This is a genomic window from Cupriavidus sp. 05N39 (assembly GCF_056397325.1).
In genome coordinates this window covers 84589-102326 of sequence record NZ_JBFTNE010000001.1, presented here as the reverse complement: position 1 = coordinate 102326, position 17738 = coordinate 84589, and the positions used below count along the sequence as shown (strand labels likewise).

Here is a 17738-nt window from a genome sequence, read left to right as displayed (position 1 = left end):
GCGACAAGGAGCAACACCGGATGCCACGCACCACCTACCAGCCTGTCCCGCTGACAGAGCCCACCGCCGGGCAGCCGGTCATCGTGCACCTGCGCCTGCCACCACCCAACGCGATCATTCGCCGCCACCGGCATTCGTGGGGGCAGGTCTCCTGTCCCCTGCGCGGCAGCATGCGCGTGACCGCGGCGGGGACCACCTGGGTGGTGCCGACCATGCGCGCGGTATGGATACCGCCGGACGTGGAACATGAAGTGGTCACGCTGGGCGAGGCCGCGCTCCACGCCTGCTATGTGCTGCCGGCGGCGTCGCCGCTGTCGCTCGCCACGTGCTCAGTCCTGGAAGTGTCGCCACTGATGCGCCACCTGATGATGGCCCTGACCGAAGCCGCCAGCCTGTCCGAGCGGCGGCGCCATCTGAGCGCCGCCCTGCTGATCGAGGAACTGCGTGCCGCCCCCACCCTCTGGCCGGGGCTCGCGCTGCCGACCGACCGCCGCCTCAAGGCACTGTGCGACGCCCTGATGGAGCAGCCCGGTTCGGCATTGAGCCTGGCGCAATGGGCAGAACTGACGGGCGCCAGCGAACGTACCCTGGCGCGCCTGTTCCGCACCGAGCTGCGCACCAGCTTTGCCGCGTGGCGCCAGCAGCTGCGGCTTGCGCACGCCGTCGACCTGATGAGCCGGGGCAAGCCGCTGGCGCATGTGGCATCCGAGACCGGCTATGCCAATGCCGGTGCGTTCTCCACCATGTTCCGGCGCGCGCTGGGCAAGGCGCCCCGGGACTTCATGGCGCGCAGGTCCGGCGAGTAGCACGCGGCGAAGCCACCCTGAGCACCTCGCTGGCTGCCCGGCCGCTCAGGAACCGCCCCGCTCCTCCCCCGCATCCGGGGCTGGCACCGTGGCATCGTGCGCGGCCAGCTTGAGCATGGCGTGCGCCGCCTTGCCCAGTGCATCACGCTCGCCGTCATCCAGCGCGGCGGCCAGGGCCTCCTCCAGCCACACGGTGCGGGCGTGCATATCGTTGGCCAGCACATCGCCGCCCTTGGGCGTCAGCGAGATCAGGATTTCCCTCCGGTCGGCTTCATTCCTCTCGCGCTGGATCCAGCCCGCCTGTTCCAGCTCGGCGATCAGCCGGGTGAGGGACTGGGGCGCAAGGCGCTCTTCAGCGGCCAGGCGCGACACGGGGACCGAGCCCGTCCGTTTCAGCGTACGCAGCAGGCTGATTGCCGCGAGGCTTGCCGATCCGTCCGGGCGCTCCGCGCGCAACCGGCGGCCGAGCGCCAGGACGCCGCGCACGATCAGGCCAACTTGCTGGTTTTTCTCCGTCAAGATGACGCAGCGCGTGGCCGGAACCATCCTCGGCGTGATCGGCGCGGCCCTGCTGCTGGGCCATCAGCTCCCTTCCCGGGTCGTCGCTTTCAACGCTGGATGGCTGGCGGGCATCCGGCCGTTGCTGCGGCTGCGCAACTACCTCGTCTATTCGGCCGCGATGACCCCGCTGATGGTCATGATCATGGGGGCAAGCCGGCCCGCCGATGGCGGAATGCTGACGGACCGCGTGGCGGCCACGGTGATCGGCGCCGGCATTGTGCTGCTGGTCGACCGGATGGCAGCCAAGGCAAGCGCACTTGTCACTTAGTTAGGCGCCATAATAATATGGCGCCACTATGAATACGCTCGAACAGAAATACCTGGCCCTGCTGGACGCAGCCAGACGACGCCAACTACCCGATCTGGACAGCATCCGGCTGTGCTTCCAGGCACTGTCGCTGGCGTCCGCGATCGACCGCGACTGCGCGGCGCTGCTGGCACCGCATGGGCTGTCCGAAGGCCGTTTCGTGCTGTTGTTCTTGCTGGACGCGGCCAAGGACGGACTGGCGCCCAACGTGCTCGCCGGGCAGGCTGGCGTGACTCGCGCCACCATCACCGGCCTGCTCGATGGGCTGGAGCGCGAGGCGCTGATCGAACGCCACGCCGACAGCATGGACAGGCGCGCGCTGACCATCCGGCTGACCCCCAGGGGCAAGCAAGTCGCCAGGAACGTGTTCGACGAACACGGCCGCTGGATCGCCAGCCTGTTTGGCGACTTGTCCGCACAGGAGCGCAAGCTGCTCGCCGGGCTGCTGAACAAGGTCTCCGCGGGCATTGCCAGCCGCAGCGCCATGCCGGGGGATCCTGCATGACGCAACCGACAACACGCAAGGGCGCCAGCCGGGCGGCGGACATTCCACCCGACATCCTGGCCGCGCTGGAGCGTGGCGAACTGCAAAGCGCCACGCTGGCCGAAGGCCTGGCGTTGAATCAGGCCACGCTGTTGCGAGCCGTGCTTCCAGAGCTCTCGCCACCCGCCATCCGGCAGGCCGAAGCCGCCTGCCAGCTTGGCATCCTCAAGCGCATGGCCAGCATCGGCACCGTTTTGTTCGAAGAGCTTGGCCCCGTGGGCATCGCACGCTGCCAGGCGCATCCATCGGACACCGTGCGCGGCTGGGCCTGCTTCATGGCCGGCATGCAGCCGGGACCGGACTTGAGCCAGCGGCTCGCGGCCATCCGGCCGCTGGCCGACGACCCGCATTTCGGCGTGCGCGAATGGGCCTGGATGGCCATGCGGCCGCATCTCGCCGCTGACCTCGATGCCAGCATCGCCCTGCTGGCCGCCTGGACCGCCGCACCGTCGGAAAGGCTGCGCCGTTTTGCCAGCGAAGCGTTGCGCCCGCGCGGCGTGTGGTGCGCGCACATCGCCGCGCTGAAGAAGAATCCGGCGCAAGCCCTGCCGCTCCTGGAACCGTTGAAGGCCGACACCTCGGCCTATGTACAGGACTCGGTGGCCAACTGGCTCAACGACGCTGCCAAGGATAGTCCAGACTGGGTCCGCGCACTGTGCCTGCACTGGCAGCAAGGCGAACCGGCGGCCGCCACCCGCCGCATTTGCAGCCGCGCGATGCGCAACCTGTAATGGCAGCAAGCGCCTGTCCGGCCATCTGATTGAACGCTCCGCGCCAACACCAGCCCGGCTGGCCATTGAACGCCTTCACCACGCGAGCGGCTTGCGGAGCGTCTCGCGGGCAGCATCGGCCGAGCGAAAGCCGATAAAAAAAACCCGCCACCAGGGTGACGGGTTTTTCGAGGCCGCGGGCGGCCGGAGCCGCCCGTCGATCAGGCCGGCATCGAATCCGAAAGCCGGTTATCGCTCCCGTTGCCGTTTTCTTCATCCGGCCAGGTGCGTCCCACCATCCACTCATACAGCGTGGGCAGCACGATCAGCGTCAGCATGGTGGCAGTGATCAGCCCGCCAATGATGACGATGGCGAGCGGGCGCTGGGTTTCCGAGCCGATGGCGCGCGAGATGGCCATCGGGAACAAGCCCAGCATGGCCAGCAACGCGGTCATCAGCACCGTGCGCAGGCGGTCCATCGAACCGGTCAGCACGGCCTGGCGCACCGGCATGCCTTCGTCGCGCAACTGGTTGAAGTAGGTCACCATCACCACGCCGTTGAGCACGGCCTGGCCGAACAGCGCGATAAAGCCGATCGCCGCCGACACCGACAGCGGAATGCCGGTGAGGAACAGTGCGAACACGCCGCCGATCAGCGCGAACGGGATGTTCGAGATGATCAGCGTGGCGCTCTTGAACGACTTGAAGGCGTTGAACAGCAGCAGGAAGATCACCAGCACCGACAGCGGCACCACGATCGACAGGCGCGCCATGGCGCGTTCCTGGTTTTCGAACTCGCCGGACCAGCTGATCTTGACGTCGTCGGCCTTGACGTTCTTGGCCACCAGCGCCTGCATGTCCTTCACCACGCTGCCCATGTCGCGGTCGTGGATGAAGATGCCGATGGAGGTGGTGCGCTGGCCGTTCTCGCGGCTGATGTTCATCGCGCCGGAAGCGGCACGGAAGTGCACCAGCTGCGACAGCGGCACCTGCGCGCCGTCGGCGGTCTGCATGAAGATATTCGGCAGGTTGGGCAGCTCGCGCTCGTTCGGCTTGAGGCGCACCGCCACGCTGAAGTGCTTCTCGCCTTCCCACAGCTCGGTGGCTGCCTTGCCGGCCAGCGCGGTTTCCATCAGGTCCTGCACGTCGGCCACGTTGATGCCGTAGCGCGCGGCCTGGGCGCGGTCGAAGTCCAGCACGTACTGCGGCAGCTCGCCGTCACGGTCGATAAAGGCGCGCATCACACCCTTGACCGACTGCACATTGGCGAGGATCTGGTCGGCCACGCGCTTGTTCTGCTGCAGGCTGTCGCTCTGCACCTTGATCACGATCTGGCCCTTGATCTGGGAGATGCTCTCAAGAATGTTGTCGCGCACCGGCTGCGAGAAATTGGGCTCGATGCCGGGCAGCTGGCGCAGATTGTGGTTGATCTCGTTGATGATCTTGCGCTTGTCGTAGCCCGCGCGCCATTGCTTGTCGTTCTTCAGGTCGACCAGGATTTCAACGGTGTTGATCAGCTTGGGATCGGTGCCATCGTCGGGGCGGCCCACCTTGGAGATGGTGGTATTCACCTCGGGCGTCTGGCGAATGACGCCGCGCAACCGCTTGGCCTGTTCGCGCGCTTCGTTGGTCGAAACCGAAGCCGGCAGGTCGAAGCTGACCCACATCGAGCCTTCGTCCAACTCGGGCAGGAACTCGCTGCCGAGGAACTTGCCCACGCCGACGGTAGCCACCAGCAAACCCAGGGCAACGCCCACCACGGTGCGCTTGTGGTCCAGCGCCCAGGCCAGCATCGGCTCGTAGAGACGCTTGCTGTGGCGCACCATGAAGTTGTCTTCGTGGGCGATGTTCTTCGTGAGCAGCAGGTGGCACAGCAGCGGCACCAGCGTCAGCGAGATGATCAGCGAGCCGACCAGCGCCCCCGTGACGGTGTAGGCCATGGGCGCGAAAATCTTGCCCTCGTGGCGCTGCAGGGTAAAGATCGGGATGTGCGCGGCGATGATGATGATCATCGAGAACACTGTCGGGCGGCCCACTTCGGTGGTGGCTTGCAGGATCGCGTGCAGGCGCGCGCGGCTGTCCTTGATCTGCGCTTCCTTCAACTCGCCCAGCCGCTTGAAGATGTTCTCCACCACGATCACCGCGCCGTCGACGATGATACCGAAGTCCATCGCGCCGAGCGAAAGCAGGTTGGCCGGGATGCCCACCCAGGTCAGGCCGATGAAGGTGGACAGCATCGCCAGCGGGATCACGATTGCCACGATGGCCGCGGCGCGCACATTGGCCAGGAACAGGTACAGCACCGCCATCACCAGCAGCGCGCCTTCGACCAGGTTGCCGAACACGGTGTGCAAGGTCTTGTCGATCAGCGTGGAGCGGTCGTAGTAGGGCACGATCTTCACGCCCTTGGGCAGGATCGTGCTGTCGAGCAGGTCGATCTTCTTTTTGAGCGCTTCCAGCACCAGCGAGGGGTTCTCGCCCTTGCGCATCACCACGATGCCCGAGACGATGTCATCTTCGTCGTCCTGGCCCATCAGGCCCTGGGGCGGCGCGGAGCCGATGCGCACATCGGCGATGTCCTTGACCAGGATCGGCGTGCCGTTCACTTCCGACACCACCACGTTGGCAATATCGGCCGAGGTGTAGAAGCTGCCCAGCGAGCGCAGCAGGTACTGCTGTCGGCCGTGCGCGACGGCGCCGCCGCCGGCGTTGGAGTTGGCGCGCTGCAGGGCGGTGAAGAGCTGCGACAGCGAGATCTTCGCGTCGCGCATCCTCGCCAGGTTGGGGTTCACCTCGTACTGCTTGATGGTGCCGCCAATGGTGACCAGATCCGCCACGCCGGGAACCTGGCGCAGATTTTTCTCCACCACCCAGTCCTGCAGCGTGCGCAGTTCCTGCGCGGTGTAGCCCTTGCCGGTCAGGCGGAAACGGAAGATTTCGCCGATGGCGGTGGACAGCGGCGCCAGGTCGGGCTGCACGCCGTCTGGCAGGTCGACCCCGCGCAGGCGCTCGATCACCTGCTGGCGGGCCACCACGTCGGTGGCCTTGTCGTTGAAGGTGACCATCAGGAAGGACAGGCCGAACTGGGTGTGCGAAAACACCCGCACGGAATTCGGCGTGCCGGCCAGCGCGGTTTCGATCGGGATCGTGACCTGGCGTTCGACTTCCTCGGCGGCACGGCCCGGGTACAGCGTGATGACGTTGACCTGGATGTCGGAGACATCCGGGAAGGCTTCGATCGGCAGGTTCTTGAAGGCCGCCAGGCCACCCCCGATGAAGATGGCAAGGCCGARCCAGACGAACAGCTTCTGGTGCAGCGCGAAATGGACGATACGCGAAATCATGTGGCGGTCTTCCTCACTGCTTCGCGCTGGCGCTGCTGGCTTCGCTGGCGCGGGCCGCGTTGACCGCGGTGGCGTCGCGCAAGATGTCCTGCAGGTACAGGTTGCCTTCGATCACCACCATGTCGCCATCCTTGAGGCCTTCGACCACTTCGGTGATGCCGGGCAACGACACGCCCAGCTTGACGAGACGGCGCTCGAAATGGTTCTGCGCGGTGCGCACGAACACGTAGCTGCGGTTGTCGGCCAGGAACACGGCCTTCGACGGCACGCTGATGCCCTGGAACGAGGCAGCCTGCAGCTTGGCGGTGACGAACATCTCGGCCTTCAGGCGGCGGTCCTGGTTGGGCACTGACAGTCGCACCTTGATGCTGCGCGCGGCGGGGTCGACGTAGTCGGCCACCTTGATCACCTTGCCGGCGAAGGTCTCGCCGGGGTAAGCGCTGGAGACGAGCTGCACGGTCACGCCGGGCTTGAACAGCGCCAGGTCGGACTCGGCGGCATCGACCTGCGCCCACAGCTCGCTGGGATCGGTCACCAGGAACAGCGGCGCGGTGGGCTGCTGGTCGGGACGCAGTTCCATGCCGACATTGATATTGCGCTCGACCAGCAGGCCATCGATGGGCGTGCGCAAGGCAAAGCGGTTGCTCGCGCCCTCGCCCTGCGCAGCGGCGCCGTACTGGCGCAGCGCGGCCTGGGTGCGCTGCAGGTCAGCGCTGGCACGGGCGGCGTCGGCCTGGGTCTGCTCCAGTTCCTTCTGCGCCACGATGCCGGCGTTGTACAACTCGCGCTGGCGCGCCAGCGCCTTGCCGGCGTAGGCGGAATCGGCGGCGGCCTTGCGGGCATCGGCCTGGGCGATGCCGAAGTCGGTCGAAGTCAGCGTGGCCAGCGACTGCCCGGCCTTCACATTGCTTCCCGGCTGCACCAGTACCTCGGTCACGCGGCCGGCAAACGGCGTCGTCACGCGCACGGTGCGGTCCTCGTTCCACACCAGGCGGCCGGGCAGGCTCAGCATGCGCTCGCCGCCGCTCTTGACGGCCTGGCCCGTAATGCCGGGCAGCGTCCTGACCGTGGCGGGGAATTCAATCGTATTGCCGCTGACCTTGGGCTCGTCGTTGGGGGGCGGGGCTTCCTGCTTGCCGCAGGCGGCCAGTGCCAGGGCAACCAGCGAAAACGCGGCCAGCCGCGCGGCAACGCCGTGGCGGGCCGTGGCACGGGCGGGGGACATCGAGGCAGGCGTAGCGGTCATCGAGGCGGACATCGAAGCGGACATCGGAACAGACACGGAATTAAGGACGCGGCACATCGGTACGAACCTGGGAATTGGGTGAGGACTGCAGGGCGGCGCGATAAGCCGCCAGGGATTTGGCGAATTCGCCTTGGGCGGTGACGGCATCCAGGCGCGTCTGGCGCAGCGCCCGGCGCGAATCGAGCAGGTCGAGCACGCTGCTGGCGCCCTTGGAGTAAGCGAACTCGGCACTGCCGGCAACGCTTTCCGCGGTCGGGACCACGCCTTCCATCATCTGCTTGAGCGACAGGCGCGCGGCTTCGAGCTGGTTTCGCGAGCGCTCCAGTTCGTTCTGCGCTTCGAGCAGCACGCGGTTGCGATCGTCCAGCGCGGCGTAGTAATCCACCTCCGCGCGGCGGGCTTCACCGCCAAAGCTGTGGCGCACGTAGAGCGGGATCGACACGAACACGCCGAAGCTGTTACCGCTGCCGGTCTGGTTGGAGGGCGAGGTGGGGTAGTGCTCAGCCTGCGCGCCAACGGTAACGTCGGGCACGCGGCCGGCGCGGGCCAGATCGCGCGCGCTGGCGGCGGCGGCCAGGCGGGCCTCGGCCGCGGTCACGTCGGGGCGGCGCTGCACGGTATCGGCATCGGGTTCCGGCACCGGCACATCGAGGGCAGGCCAATCGGCCACCAGGCGGTTGCTGGCCAGCGTGCCGGGCACGCCGATCGCCTGCGCCAGCGCAGCCTTGTCGCTCGCATGGTCGGCCATGGCGCTGCGCATGTCGGTCTGGGCGCGCATCACATCAAGCTGCAGCTTGCTGACATCCGCGCGCGAGACGTCGCCCGCCTTCAGCCGCGACTCATTGGCTTGCTGGGTGCGGCCATAGAGGGCCAGGGTCTCGGTGAGTACGGCGACGCGTTCCTGGCTCACCAGCGCTTCATAGAATGCCTGCTCGACAGCGCTGGTTTGCTGGGTGATCACGGCCTGCAGCACTTCGCCGGCAGCGCGGTTGTTGGCGCGCGCGGTATCCGCGCGCAATCCGCCCTTGTTGGCCGTCTCGATGGTCTGGTCCACGCGCAGGGTCGAATCGACCGTCTTGCTGCGCGGGCTGCCCGCGCCGACGCCGAGGTGGGGGTTGATATTGGCCACACCCAGGCTGAGCACCGGGTTCGGCCGCTGCGAGGCAATCTGGATATCGGCCTGGCTGGCCTCCTCGCCGCGCCGCGCCGCGATGATGTCGCGGTTGCAGCGCATCGCATCCAGGCGCACCTGGGCAATGGTCAGCGCTGCCTTGGACGGCGGCGCAACGCAGGGGCCATCCATTGGCAGGGGCGCACTTTGCGGCACATCCGAGCCGGCCATGGCAGCGCCCGCTGCGGCACTGAAGAGGCTGATCAGCAGGAAACGAGGAATGGAAAAAGACACGATCAATCTGGCTCGGTTCGACTTTAGTGTGCGGTAAACGACCATGCCCGCCGATCGGTGCACCGAGATAGCGAATATTCACGTATCTCCGTGGAACCGGCCGCGTTCTTGCCGGTATCCGGCGGTGGCAAAAGATCTTCCGAGCGCATTCAAACTGAACTGCATTACAAACGGCTTTCACGGAAGCAAATAAAACTGACGAAAGCACCGGAACATGGCAATTTCGAGGGAAAACCCTGACAAAGCCGTCGTATAGAGCACAAATCCAGCCACACCGCCGACGCTCGCCAAACCCACGTATCATTGCGCGCTTTCCGCTGCTCTTTTCCCTGTTCCGGCGGCCCGGCGGACGTTATCACGCCCCCATGCAGTGCACGCTCTTTGCGCCCCCCCAGCTTTCCATCCTCATGCCTGACCATTCCCTGCTGTCTTCCGCACTGATCTTTGGCCTCGGTGGCTTGCTGGGCGCCGTCGGCGGGCTATTCGGCATCGGCGGCGGCCTGATCGCCATTCCTGCGCTGGGGCTGCTCTACGGCATGGACCAGCAACTGGCGCAGGGCACCGCGCTGGTCATGATCGCGCCCAATGTGGTGATCGGCTTCTGGCAATACCGCCGGCGCGCGGACATCGCCCTGCGCACGGCGGCCGTACTCGGGCTGTCGGCGGTCGTGGCCACTTATGCCTCCGCGCGCCTCGCCACCGCCATCGATGCCGTGCTGCTGCGCCGCATCTTTGCCTGCTTCATGATCGGGCTGGCGCTTTATTTCCTGTGGCGCCTGCTGCCGGGGCGCGCTGCCACGGTGCAGCAAAGCCGCCTGTCACCGCGCTGGATTCCGGCGCTCGGCGCGGTGGGCGGCGCATTTTCCGGGTTCTTCAGTGTCGGCGGCGGCGTGGTGGCCGCACCTGCCCTGGTGGGACTGTTCGGCTACCGGCAGGCGGCGGCGCAAGGCCTTGCGCTGGCGCTGGTCACGCCCGGCGCGGTGGTGGCACTGGCCACCTACGCCCACGCCGGCCATGTCGACTGGGCCAGCGGCATGCCGCTCTCCCTCGGCGGCATGCTGACCATCTCGTGGGGCGTGGCGCTGGCCCACCGCATGCCGGAACGGCGGCTGCGCGCGCTGTTCGCCGTGTGCCTGATCGCCACCGCCGCAATCATGCTGGCGCGCGGCTGACAGCCGCCCGGTCAAGCGCCCGTCTAGCCTTGCAACCCCTTGCGCCGGTGCCACTCCGCCAGCGACTCGGCAGGCCAGGTACCGCAATGCACATGGCCCCTCCCCTTGGGCACATCAACCCAGGGCGCGGCATAGTCCAGCGCGGCTTCCACCACCTCCGGCGGCCTGGGCAGCGGCGTGTCGATCGCCGACGCGTGCGGATGCACAAGTTCCGGCCAGCGCGGATCCCACAGCCATAGTGCGCTGCCGCATTTCAGGCAAAAATGCCGCCCCGCCTGCGAGCGCCGCGCACGCTGGCCCGGCTCGCGTATCACGGCGTGATAGATACCGATATGCTTCTTGCCGCGAACCTTCAGGGTGCTCGCGTCGCCGCCCAGATTGATGGCATAGCCGCCGCTGCCAGCCGTCTTGCGGCAGATCGAACAGTGACAGTGCATGAAGGGATAGGGCGAGTCCGACTCCAGGCTGAAGCTGACCGCGCCGCAATGACAGGAACCTTCGAGATGCATGAGATCTCCCGTGAGTTCGGGGAGCATTCATTCTAGGCGGCAGGCGCCGGTCCGGAAGCGATGCGCAGGGCGGCTGGCTGGACAAGGCCGTCCCGATATGGCATAAGAGATGTTGCTGCCTGTAAACACACAGCGCTCCTGGCAGAATTTCCTACCCTTCATCCGAGACCACATGCTCCTCGTCCCGCACCTCAACGCAATCCGCCGGCATGCCATGCATGCCGCGGCCCTGCGTGCGTGCTCGGCACGGGGCGGCGTGCGCTCGTGCCGCGCCACAACGGCCGCGGCCTACTTCCATGGTTTCGCCGCCGTGCTTCTCTTGGCCGTGCGGGGAAACCAGGACTCACCAGCCCGGTCCTGACTTTCCCCGCACGGCACTTTGCCTGAGGGCGCCATCGTGCCCCTTGTCCAACGTGCAACCTGGGAGAAAGCCAATGTCTTCGTCTTCGATCTATCACAAGACCCTTTGTGCGATAGGCACCGTCGTCGCCGTCTACCTTCTCATCAATCTCTGATTGAGCACGGGGCACCGGCAAAGCCGTTGCCCCGTCATGGCCTTGCACGCCATTCCACTGCCGCGGCACGTCCGCGGCATTCATCACGCACGCCCATATCGCCATGGAGCTCACGAAGAATTTTGTCAAAGCCAAGCGCCCCTGCGCCGATGGCTACCGCTGGTTCGTCCGTAACCGCCAGGACGGCAGCGACTACCAGCGCCTGCTCGACGCCCTCGTCGAAGCCGGCCGCGTCGACGACGCCTGCTGGCTGCTGACGCAGTTCGGCCCCACCGATGCCGTACTGGCCGTGGATGCCATCGACGCAGAGGCCGTGGTCTTTGCCGGCTCGCTGCTGGTGCGCGGCGGCATCGACGTGGAGACCACGGTCAGGGCAGGCGGTGCCATCCAGGCCGGCGGCGGCATCCGCGCGGGCCGCGCCATCGTGGCCGGCGCGGACATCGTGGCCGCGGGTGGCATCCATTGCGGCGGCGTGCTGGAAACCGCCGGCGATATCAAGGCCGCATGGGGCATCGACGTGCTCGACGCCATCACTGGCGGCGGCAACCTGAAGGCGGGCTGGGATGTGCTTTGCGGCGGCAAGATCTCGCTGTCCGGCTGCGCGCTGGTTGGCCACGACCTGATTGCGCAGGCCGCCATCCATTGCGGCAAGAGCATTCGCGCCGGCGGCACGCTCGATGCGCGCCACACCATTCGCGCCGGCCACGGCATCGAGTGCGGCGCCTCGATCCGCTCCGGGATGCATCTCGAAGCGGGCTGGGGCATCAAGGCGCAAGAGGCCATCCTCGCCGAATGCGCCATCAAGGCCGGCGAGGGCCTGCAGGCGCGGGACGAAATCCGCGCGGGCGCGGGCTATGGCGTGTACGCCGGACTGGATGTGAGGGTCGATGCCTGGCCGGCGAGCGCGAAGGTGCTTGCCGCGGCGAAGCCCGAGGGTCTGGTGAGCGGCTGGTGGGAGGAACCCGCCATGCGCTGAGATGCCGCCGCGCGCGCACGGCCCTGCGTGACGCGGCGTCCCGCCTGAATCCCTTCCTTGATCCTTTCTCCGGAGGTAAAGCGATGTTCTACAAAGTCTTGCTGATCCTGGTCTTCTTCATGGTCGTGGTGTTTGCCCTGGCACGGGGCTTCCAGCACATGCCCGTTTAGCGCCTGCGCTACCTGGACCGATGATGAACCCCCATGCACCCCGCCCGGGGCGCATGGCAGCGAGGAGATTGCCATGGCCATCATGGCCCCAGTCATGACCTTCCCGTGGCTCGCGCGCAAGCTGGAACTGCGCATCGATGTCAGCCACCGTCCCGCCGAGCTCAACCAGGAGTTCGGCTCCATCTACGGCCGCCTCCACCGGCCGGGCGACCGCCTGCACGATATCCCGGAGGTCGCCACGGACTCGCCCGGACTCGTGATCCGCTATCGCGAGGCCGACGGCGAGTACTACGTCTATGTGGAAGACGTCGCACGCAAGCGGCTGGCCGGCTACACCGTCTTCAACCGGCTGATCGAGGTAGGCCGGAGCGCCGATCCCCACCTGCGCGCACCGCACTCCAAATACGAGACGGCCTACCAGCGGCGCGGGCTGGCCACCGCAATCTACCGGTGGGGACTCGATGCGGGCCTCTGCCTGATGAGCGGCGCGCGGCAGTCGCCCGGCGCCAACGCGCTGTGGCACGCGCTGTCCCGGCACTATGAGCTGGGCTATGTGGATTTGCGCTGCAAGACCCTGACCTATCTCGGGCGCACGGTCAGCAGCCAGGTTCACGACGACCTGCACACGCGCATGATCCTGCTGGGCAAGGGCTGGAGCGTCGAGCGGCTGTCCGCGGCCACCGGCATGCTGTAGCGCAAGGTGTGCGGCTTCGTGAAAACCGGCTGCCGGAAGTGGATCGCCCCGCCAAGTTGTTTCTTGCCGAAACATATCGGTCGGGCGAATCGCTGATTTTTACCAAGTCGCATCTCAAGTTACAGATATGTTGCAACTTAGGCATTCCGTGCCTCTCCAGATTTCCGTGGTTGCGTCGTAATCTTCAAACGTGCCAACCAGGCGCTGCAACCAAAGGAAATCATGTCAGAACGCCTCATCATGCTCGACGTCCCCGGTGTCCTCTATTCGAGCCGCTCCGAGGCTCGGCTGGGCGGAATCCCCGATACGGGTACCCTGCGCGACGTCCGCTTCTTCGATCCCGTCGCCCTCGGTTTTGTGCGGCGGCTGTTCGGCCTGGCCGGTGCCCGCGTGGTGATCTCCGAGGCATGGCGCCGCGGCGTTCCCGCCGCCATCCTGCAGCAACTGGATCTCCAGGTCGAGGGCATGACGCCCGATGTGCCCGGCGGCCACGCCGCGCGCATCGCGGCTTACTTTGCGCACCGCCCGGCACCGCCGGCCTTCGCCATCCTGACCTGCGACACCGCATCGATGCAAGGCGAGCAATACGCGCACCTGCGTCCCCACGCGGTAGCGGTGAACCCCGCCGAGGGACTGACGCCCGCCAACTTCAGGCAGGCGCTCGATATCCTCGGTGTGGCGTGCCCGTCCACCCTCTGCCTCGACACACAGCCCGACGCTGGCCTGGAAGCCCGGCTGCAACGGCTGCGCCGCCTGGCCCGCGAAGCGCCCGCGCGTTTCGAGGTGGGCACCGTCGCCGGACCGCTGTTCCAGGCCGTGCCCGAGCTGGTCTTGCCAACGCAACGCCCGGAGACGATGCTGGCGCACGCCTGATACGCTGCCCCGCTTCGCAAAGCCGGCCCCGGCCCGCTGCGCGCCTTCAGGCGCGTTTGCGGCCGGGGCCGGTTTCGTTACCGGGCGCGCGCTTGTTCGCCGGCTTGTTCGCTGAACACCAGCACCAGCCCGAGCACGATCGCCACCATGCCCCCCATGCTCAACGCGGCAAGGCGATTACCCAGGAACAGGTAATCCATCAGCGCGGTCACGGCCGGCACCAGGTAGAACAGGCTGGTGACGTTGACCAGGCTGCCCGCCTGGATCAGCTTGTAGAGCAGCAGCGTGGCGCCTACCGAAATCACCAGCGCCAGCCACGCGAGCGACAACACAAAGCCGGCCGCCGGCATCACGTCCATCGGCTGGAACGGCACGAACAACAGGCACAGCGCCAACCCCGCGCAGTACTGCAAGGGCAGCACGTCGAGCGGCGCCTGCCGGATGGTCTTCTGCAGGATGGCGCCGATCGTCATGCAGGCCAGTGCCGCCAGCGCGAAGCCCATGCCCGGCGCCGAAAAACGCGCCATGCCGATGCCCTGCCAGACCACCAGCACCAGTCCGCCCAGCGCCACGGCAAGGCCGGCCAGGCGGCGCGCTGAAAAGCGCCGCTCCACCAGCAGCAGGGTCAGGATCGGCTGCACGCCCAGCACCGTTGCCAGCACGCCAGGCGTAATGCCGCGCGCCAGCGCCAGCAGGTAGCAGATCGAGTACGCACCGGTCAGCAGCAGCCCCGCCGCTATCACTTGCAGCCGCGTGCCCGCCGCGGGCAACCAGCGGCGGCGCCATGCCGCGAGTACCAGAAGAACGGCCAGCGCGAGCGCGAAGCGCGCGACCAGCAGGGCAAAAGCGGAAGCATATTCAAGCCCCAGGCGCGCGAAGATCGCGCCGCTGCTCCATAACAGCACGAAGAGCGTGGTCGAGCCATACGCGCTCAGGGCGGTTTTGTTCAAAGCCATGAAATTCACCTGTCACGGGAAATCGATCGGCTCCGGCGCGCCCCGGCGTCACGCAGGCGCGAATTGCGCCCTGGCGCCAGTCAGGGAAAAGGCCGGAGCAGGATAAGACCGGAAAAAGCCGGAAAAGACAGGGCTGCGGATCAGCCCAGCACGGCAACGGGCGGCGGCGCAAGGCCAGCCCCCGCGCGCGGCGGCGAGGTGACAGGAGGAGCGAAAGCGGCGGCACACGGCCGGACCGCACCCGGAAGGGTGGCGATGGCGGCAAAAGCGTTGTGCGCGGCGTGGATCATGATGGTCCGTTGAAGATGGGATACCTGGCCCGCAGGCCGAAGGATGCCGCAACATTACACCATGCCAAAGCGCAAGACAACGCCGCCTGCTTGCCGGTTGCCGGTTGCCGGGCTATGCGGCTGGCTCGGGATCCACCGCCAGCCGGCTGGCGATCGCGAACAGCCACACCGCCAGCAAGGCCAGCGCCCACAGCACCAGCGCCCGGCCCGCAACCAGTTGCTCGTCGATCAGGTAGGTGCTGCATAGTTGCGCATCCGCCTCCTGGTACAGCAAGCCGGCAGTCAGCATCATCCACACGCCGTTGATGACAAAGAAGCCCTGCAGCACGGGGCCGGCAGCCTGCCAGGAAGCGCGCGCCAGCAAACCCGCGAGCACCATGCCCGCGACCTTGGCCATGCCAGCCGGGGCCGACAGCGTGGCCTCGTCAAGCGCCACCGGCAGCATCCAGTAGCTGGCGATGCACCACGCTGCCAGCAGGCCCGGCAGGCCGGCGGCATTCCATGGAGCCAGCCAATCCGCCAGCCGCCGGCCGGCGCAGCGCGCGGCCCACCAGCCCAGCAGCGCGAGCAAGGGCAATTCCAGCCCCATATGCCTGGCCATGGTGGCCTCAAGCCACGGCCGGAACAACGCGGCCAGCGCCAGCAGCACGCCGGGCAGGCAGGGTAGCCAGCCGCGCGCCGGCGCCTTCACAGCCAGCTCCGCAGTACGTCGGCCAGCGCCAGGTCCGGCCGCTCCACATCGTAGGCGGCAGCCAGCCGGCCGTCCCCGTCGACCAGGAACAGCGCGGCATTGTGCGAGTAGCCGCCCAGGCCATCGGGCAGCACGACGATGCCGAAGGCGTCGAGCAGGCTGCGCAGGCGCGCAGGTTCGGCCACCGTGGCAAAGGTCCAGAGCGCCGGATCTGCACGCAGGGTGCGTGCATAGGCGCGCAGCACAGCGGGCTGGTCATGCACCGGGTCGAAGCTCAGCGTCAGCAGGCGCACGCTGTCCTGCAAGCGGCGCTCGCGCAATTGCTGCTGCAGCCACGCCTGCCCCGAAGCACTGGTGCGGCAAACCGCCGTGCACTGCGTATAGACGAAGGTCACCAGCGTGAGCGGAGCACCGCCCTTGGCCGCCGCCGCGCCGCCGAATGCGTGGCGCGCGCCGGCCTGGTCGAGCAGCACCAGCGCCGGCAGTTCGCGCGGTGCGCGGGCAAGATCAAGGCGGCGCGCGCCATCGGCGCTGACCGTGCGCAAGCCGCGCGTGGTGGCGAACACCGCCGCGCCGGCCGCCGCCAGCACCAGCGCCACCATCAGCAGCGTCTTGCCCCACGCGCGCGTCATGGCTTGGCGGCACCTCCCGCCCGGATGAATGCCTGCAGCGCCTCGCCGCCGTGCCAGGGCTCCTTTTGCGCGGTGGAAGCGGCGCGCGCCGCCGCTACCTGCGCGGCCTCCACCGGCGCGGCGCCGTTGCCCCACTGGCCGCGGATATGCGTGGCCAGCGCCGCGATCTCCGCGTCGGAGAACTGTTCGCCGAAGGCGGGCATGGCGCCGTTATAGGTGGTACCGAGCACGTCCAGCGGGCCGGTCATGCCGTGCAGCAGGATCTGCGCGAGCTGGTCCGGCTCGCCCGTGACCCAGGGCGAGCCGGCCAGCGGCGGGAACACGCCGGGAATGCCTTGCCCGCTGGCCTGGTGGCAAGCCTGGCAATTGGCCGCGAACAACTGCTTGCCGTCGGCCACGGTGCCCTGCCCTGCCGGCGCCGCCAGCGCGGCGACGTCGCGCCGGTCGCCCAGCGCGGCGCTGCCGTCGGCCCGCTCGATGGCGATGTAGCTGACGGCCCAGACCAGCAGGCCGCACACCAGTGCCAGCACTACCTTGGGCACCGGATTGTGCTGCTCGTGCGGATCGGCGTTCTCTGTCTTGTGGGCGGGTGGTTTCATCGGAGCGGAGCCACGCCGGCGGCGGAAGGTGCCGGCGAGCTGGAAGTGGATTGGGTGGAAGCGGCCGCACCGCGCGGGATGGACGGTGCGACCGGAAGGGCGGCAAGCGTGGCGCTGCCGGGTGCTTGCGCGGGAACGGCGGCCGCGGCGGACTGGTCCACCACAGGGTACGTGTGGCGCATGCCGATCAGGTAGGCCACCAGGTCCAGCGCCTGGGGCGTGGCCACCACCACCTTGCCGGGCGGCACCGTGCCGCCGGGCAGCGCGACAACCTTGTCGCTCTTGCTCACCGCGCCTTCCGGCTTCAGCTCGAACAGGAACGGATAACCCGGCATGATGCTGTCCGCCACGTAGGCGCGCGGCTGGTAAAGATGGCCGAGGTGCCAGTCGGCGCTGGGCTGGCGCACGCCGATATTGAACAGGTCCGGGCCGGTGCGCATGGTGCCGAGCAAGGGCGGGCTGTCGTAGTGATAGTCGGCCGCCACCGATGGGCGGCCCCAGCCGCGCTGCCCGTCGGCGCGCCCGGCGCCGGTGGAACTGGGCTGCTGGGTGTGGCAGGCAATGCAGCCGTTGGCGAGATAGACCTCGCGGCCGCGCAACTGCTCGCTGGTATAGGGCGCCAGCGCAGCGGGCGCGGGCACATCCTTGAGTTGCAGGAAGGGCACCACGATCATGGCCGAGGTGGCGAGCGAGAGCGTGACCATGGCCCCGCCCACAAGTTTGAGTTCGTTTTCCATG

18 protein-coding genes are annotated in these 17738 nt (G+C 67.6%); 8 read left to right on the top strand and 10 right to left on the bottom strand.

The window, feature by feature from the left end:
- The first annotated feature begins 20 nt into the window (after nucleotides 1-20).
- Nucleotides 21-806, top strand: coding sequence for an AraC family transcriptional regulator (locus tag AC1DN0_RS00460; RefSeq protein WP_441630903.1), 786 nt, complete (start codon nucleotides 21-23; stop codon nucleotides 804-806).
- Nucleotides 807-851: 45 nt separating this feature from the next.
- Here AC1DN0_RS00460 and AC1DN0_RS00455 read toward each other — a convergent pair whose 3' ends face one another.
- Nucleotides 852-1325: a MarR family winged helix-turn-helix transcriptional regulator gene (locus AC1DN0_RS00455; RefSeq protein ID WP_441630901.1), complete on the bottom strand. Its 474-nt coding sequence runs from the start codon at nucleotides 1323-1325 to the stop codon at nucleotides 852-854.
- Nucleotide 1326: 1 nt separating this feature from the next.
- On the opposite strand from AC1DN0_RS00455, the gene AC1DN0_RS00450 reads away from it, so the two are divergent.
- Genes AC1DN0_RS00450 through AC1DN0_RS00440 form a run of 3 tightly spaced genes read left to right on the top strand, consistent with a single transcriptional unit; the run spans nucleotide 1327 to nucleotide 2949 of the window.
- On the top strand, nucleotides 1327-1635 hold the full coding sequence (locus tag AC1DN0_RS00450) for an FUSC family protein (protein WP_441630899.1): 309 nt from the start codon (nucleotides 1327-1329) through the stop codon (nucleotides 1633-1635).
- 28 nt (nucleotides 1636-1663) lie between these two features.
- Nucleotides 1664-2179, top strand: coding sequence for a MarR family winged helix-turn-helix transcriptional regulator (locus AC1DN0_RS00445; RefSeq protein ID WP_441630898.1), 516 nt, complete (start codon nucleotides 1664-1666; stop codon nucleotides 2177-2179).
- Complete coding sequence (locus AC1DN0_RS00440; RefSeq protein ID WP_441630896.1) at nucleotides 2176-2949, top strand: DNA alkylation repair protein; 774 nt, start codon at nucleotides 2176-2178, stop codon at nucleotides 2947-2949. Before AC1DN0_RS00445 ends, AC1DN0_RS00440 begins: the two co-directional genes overlap by 4 nt.
- Before the next feature lie 200 nt (nucleotides 2950-3149).
- Here the strand turns inward: AC1DN0_RS00440 and AC1DN0_RS00435 are convergent, their stop codons facing one another.
- From AC1DN0_RS00435 to AC1DN0_RS00425, 3 genes are all read right to left on the bottom strand, one after another.
- Nucleotides 3150-6272, bottom strand: coding sequence for an efflux RND transporter permease subunit (locus AC1DN0_RS00435; protein ID WP_477145459.1), 3123 nt, complete (start codon nucleotides 6270-6272; stop codon nucleotides 3150-3152).
- 13 nt (nucleotides 6273-6285) lie between these two features.
- Nucleotides 6286-7497, bottom strand: coding sequence for an efflux RND transporter periplasmic adaptor subunit (locus AC1DN0_RS00430; RefSeq protein WP_441630954.1), 1212 nt, complete (start codon nucleotides 7495-7497; stop codon nucleotides 6286-6288).
- A gap of 61 nt (nucleotides 7498-7558) precedes the next feature.
- Nucleotides 7559-8821 carry a TolC family protein gene (locus AC1DN0_RS00425; RefSeq protein WP_477101876.1) on the bottom strand — a complete coding sequence of 421 codons (1263 nt, stop codon included), beginning with the start codon at nucleotides 8819-8821 and terminating at the stop codon, nucleotides 7559-7561.
- A gap of 509 nt (nucleotides 8822-9330) precedes the next feature.
- Here AC1DN0_RS00425 and AC1DN0_RS00420 point away from each other — a divergent pair.
- Nucleotides 9331-10095: a sulfite exporter TauE/SafE family protein gene (locus AC1DN0_RS00420; protein ID WP_441637219.1), complete on the top strand. Its 765-nt coding sequence runs from the start codon at nucleotides 9331-9333 to the stop codon at nucleotides 10093-10095.
- 23 nt (nucleotides 10096-10118) lie between these two features.
- Here the strand turns inward: AC1DN0_RS00420 and AC1DN0_RS00415 are convergent, their stop codons facing one another.
- Complete coding sequence (locus AC1DN0_RS00415; protein ID WP_441637221.1) at nucleotides 10119-10604, bottom strand: GFA family protein; 486 nt, start codon at nucleotides 10602-10604, stop codon at nucleotides 10119-10121.
- 618 nt (nucleotides 10605-11222) lie between these two features.
- Here AC1DN0_RS00415 and AC1DN0_RS00410 point away from each other — a divergent pair.
- The 3 genes from AC1DN0_RS00410 (at nucleotide 11223) to AC1DN0_RS00400 (ending at nucleotide 13832) form a co-directional block, all read left to right on the top strand.
- The gene (locus AC1DN0_RS00410) at nucleotides 11223-12095 is read left to right on the top strand and encodes a hypothetical protein (RefSeq protein WP_441637222.1); all 873 of its coding nucleotides are present in this window, start codon (nucleotides 11223-11225) and stop codon (nucleotides 12093-12095) included.
- A gap of 243 nt (nucleotides 12096-12338) precedes the next feature.
- Entirely contained in the window at nucleotides 12339-12959 is a 621-nt protein-coding gene (locus tag AC1DN0_RS00405) for an N-acetyltransferase (protein ID WP_441637224.1), read from the top strand.
- 222 nt (nucleotides 12960-13181) lie between these two features.
- Nucleotides 13182-13832 carry an HAD domain-containing protein gene (locus tag AC1DN0_RS00400; RefSeq protein WP_477145458.1) on the top strand — a complete coding sequence of 217 codons (651 nt, stop codon included), beginning with the start codon at nucleotides 13182-13184 and terminating at the stop codon, nucleotides 13830-13832.
- Between the two features lie 77 nt (nucleotides 13833-13909).
- Here AC1DN0_RS00400 and AC1DN0_RS00395 read toward each other — a convergent pair whose 3' ends face one another.
- From AC1DN0_RS00395 to AC1DN0_RS00375, 5 genes are all read right to left on the bottom strand, one after another.
- Entirely contained in the window at nucleotides 13910-14788 is an 879-nt protein-coding gene (locus AC1DN0_RS00395) for a DMT family transporter (RefSeq protein WP_441637228.1), read from the bottom strand.
- Nucleotides 14789-15190: 402 nt separating this feature from the next.
- Complete coding sequence (locus AC1DN0_RS00390) at nucleotides 15191-15769, bottom strand: hypothetical protein (RefSeq protein WP_441637230.1); 579 nt, start codon at nucleotides 15767-15769, stop codon at nucleotides 15191-15193.
- A complete protein-coding gene (locus AC1DN0_RS00385; RefSeq protein WP_477111148.1) occupies nucleotides 15766-16401 on the bottom strand; it encodes an SCO family protein in 636 nt (211 codons plus the stop codon). The genes AC1DN0_RS00390 and AC1DN0_RS00385 overlap by 4 nt, the downstream gene beginning before the upstream one ends.
- Entirely contained in the window at nucleotides 16398-17000 is a 603-nt protein-coding gene (locus AC1DN0_RS00380) for a c-type cytochrome (protein ID WP_441637439.1), read from the bottom strand. The genes AC1DN0_RS00385 and AC1DN0_RS00380 overlap by 4 nt, the downstream gene beginning before the upstream one ends.
- Nucleotides 16997-17737, bottom strand: a complete 741-nt coding sequence (locus AC1DN0_RS00375) for a cbb3-type cytochrome c oxidase subunit II (protein WP_441637441.1) — start codon at nucleotides 17735-17737, stop codon at nucleotides 16997-16999. The genes AC1DN0_RS00380 and AC1DN0_RS00375 overlap by 4 nt, the downstream gene beginning before the upstream one ends.
- Between the last annotated feature and the right edge of the window lies 1 nt (nucleotide 17738).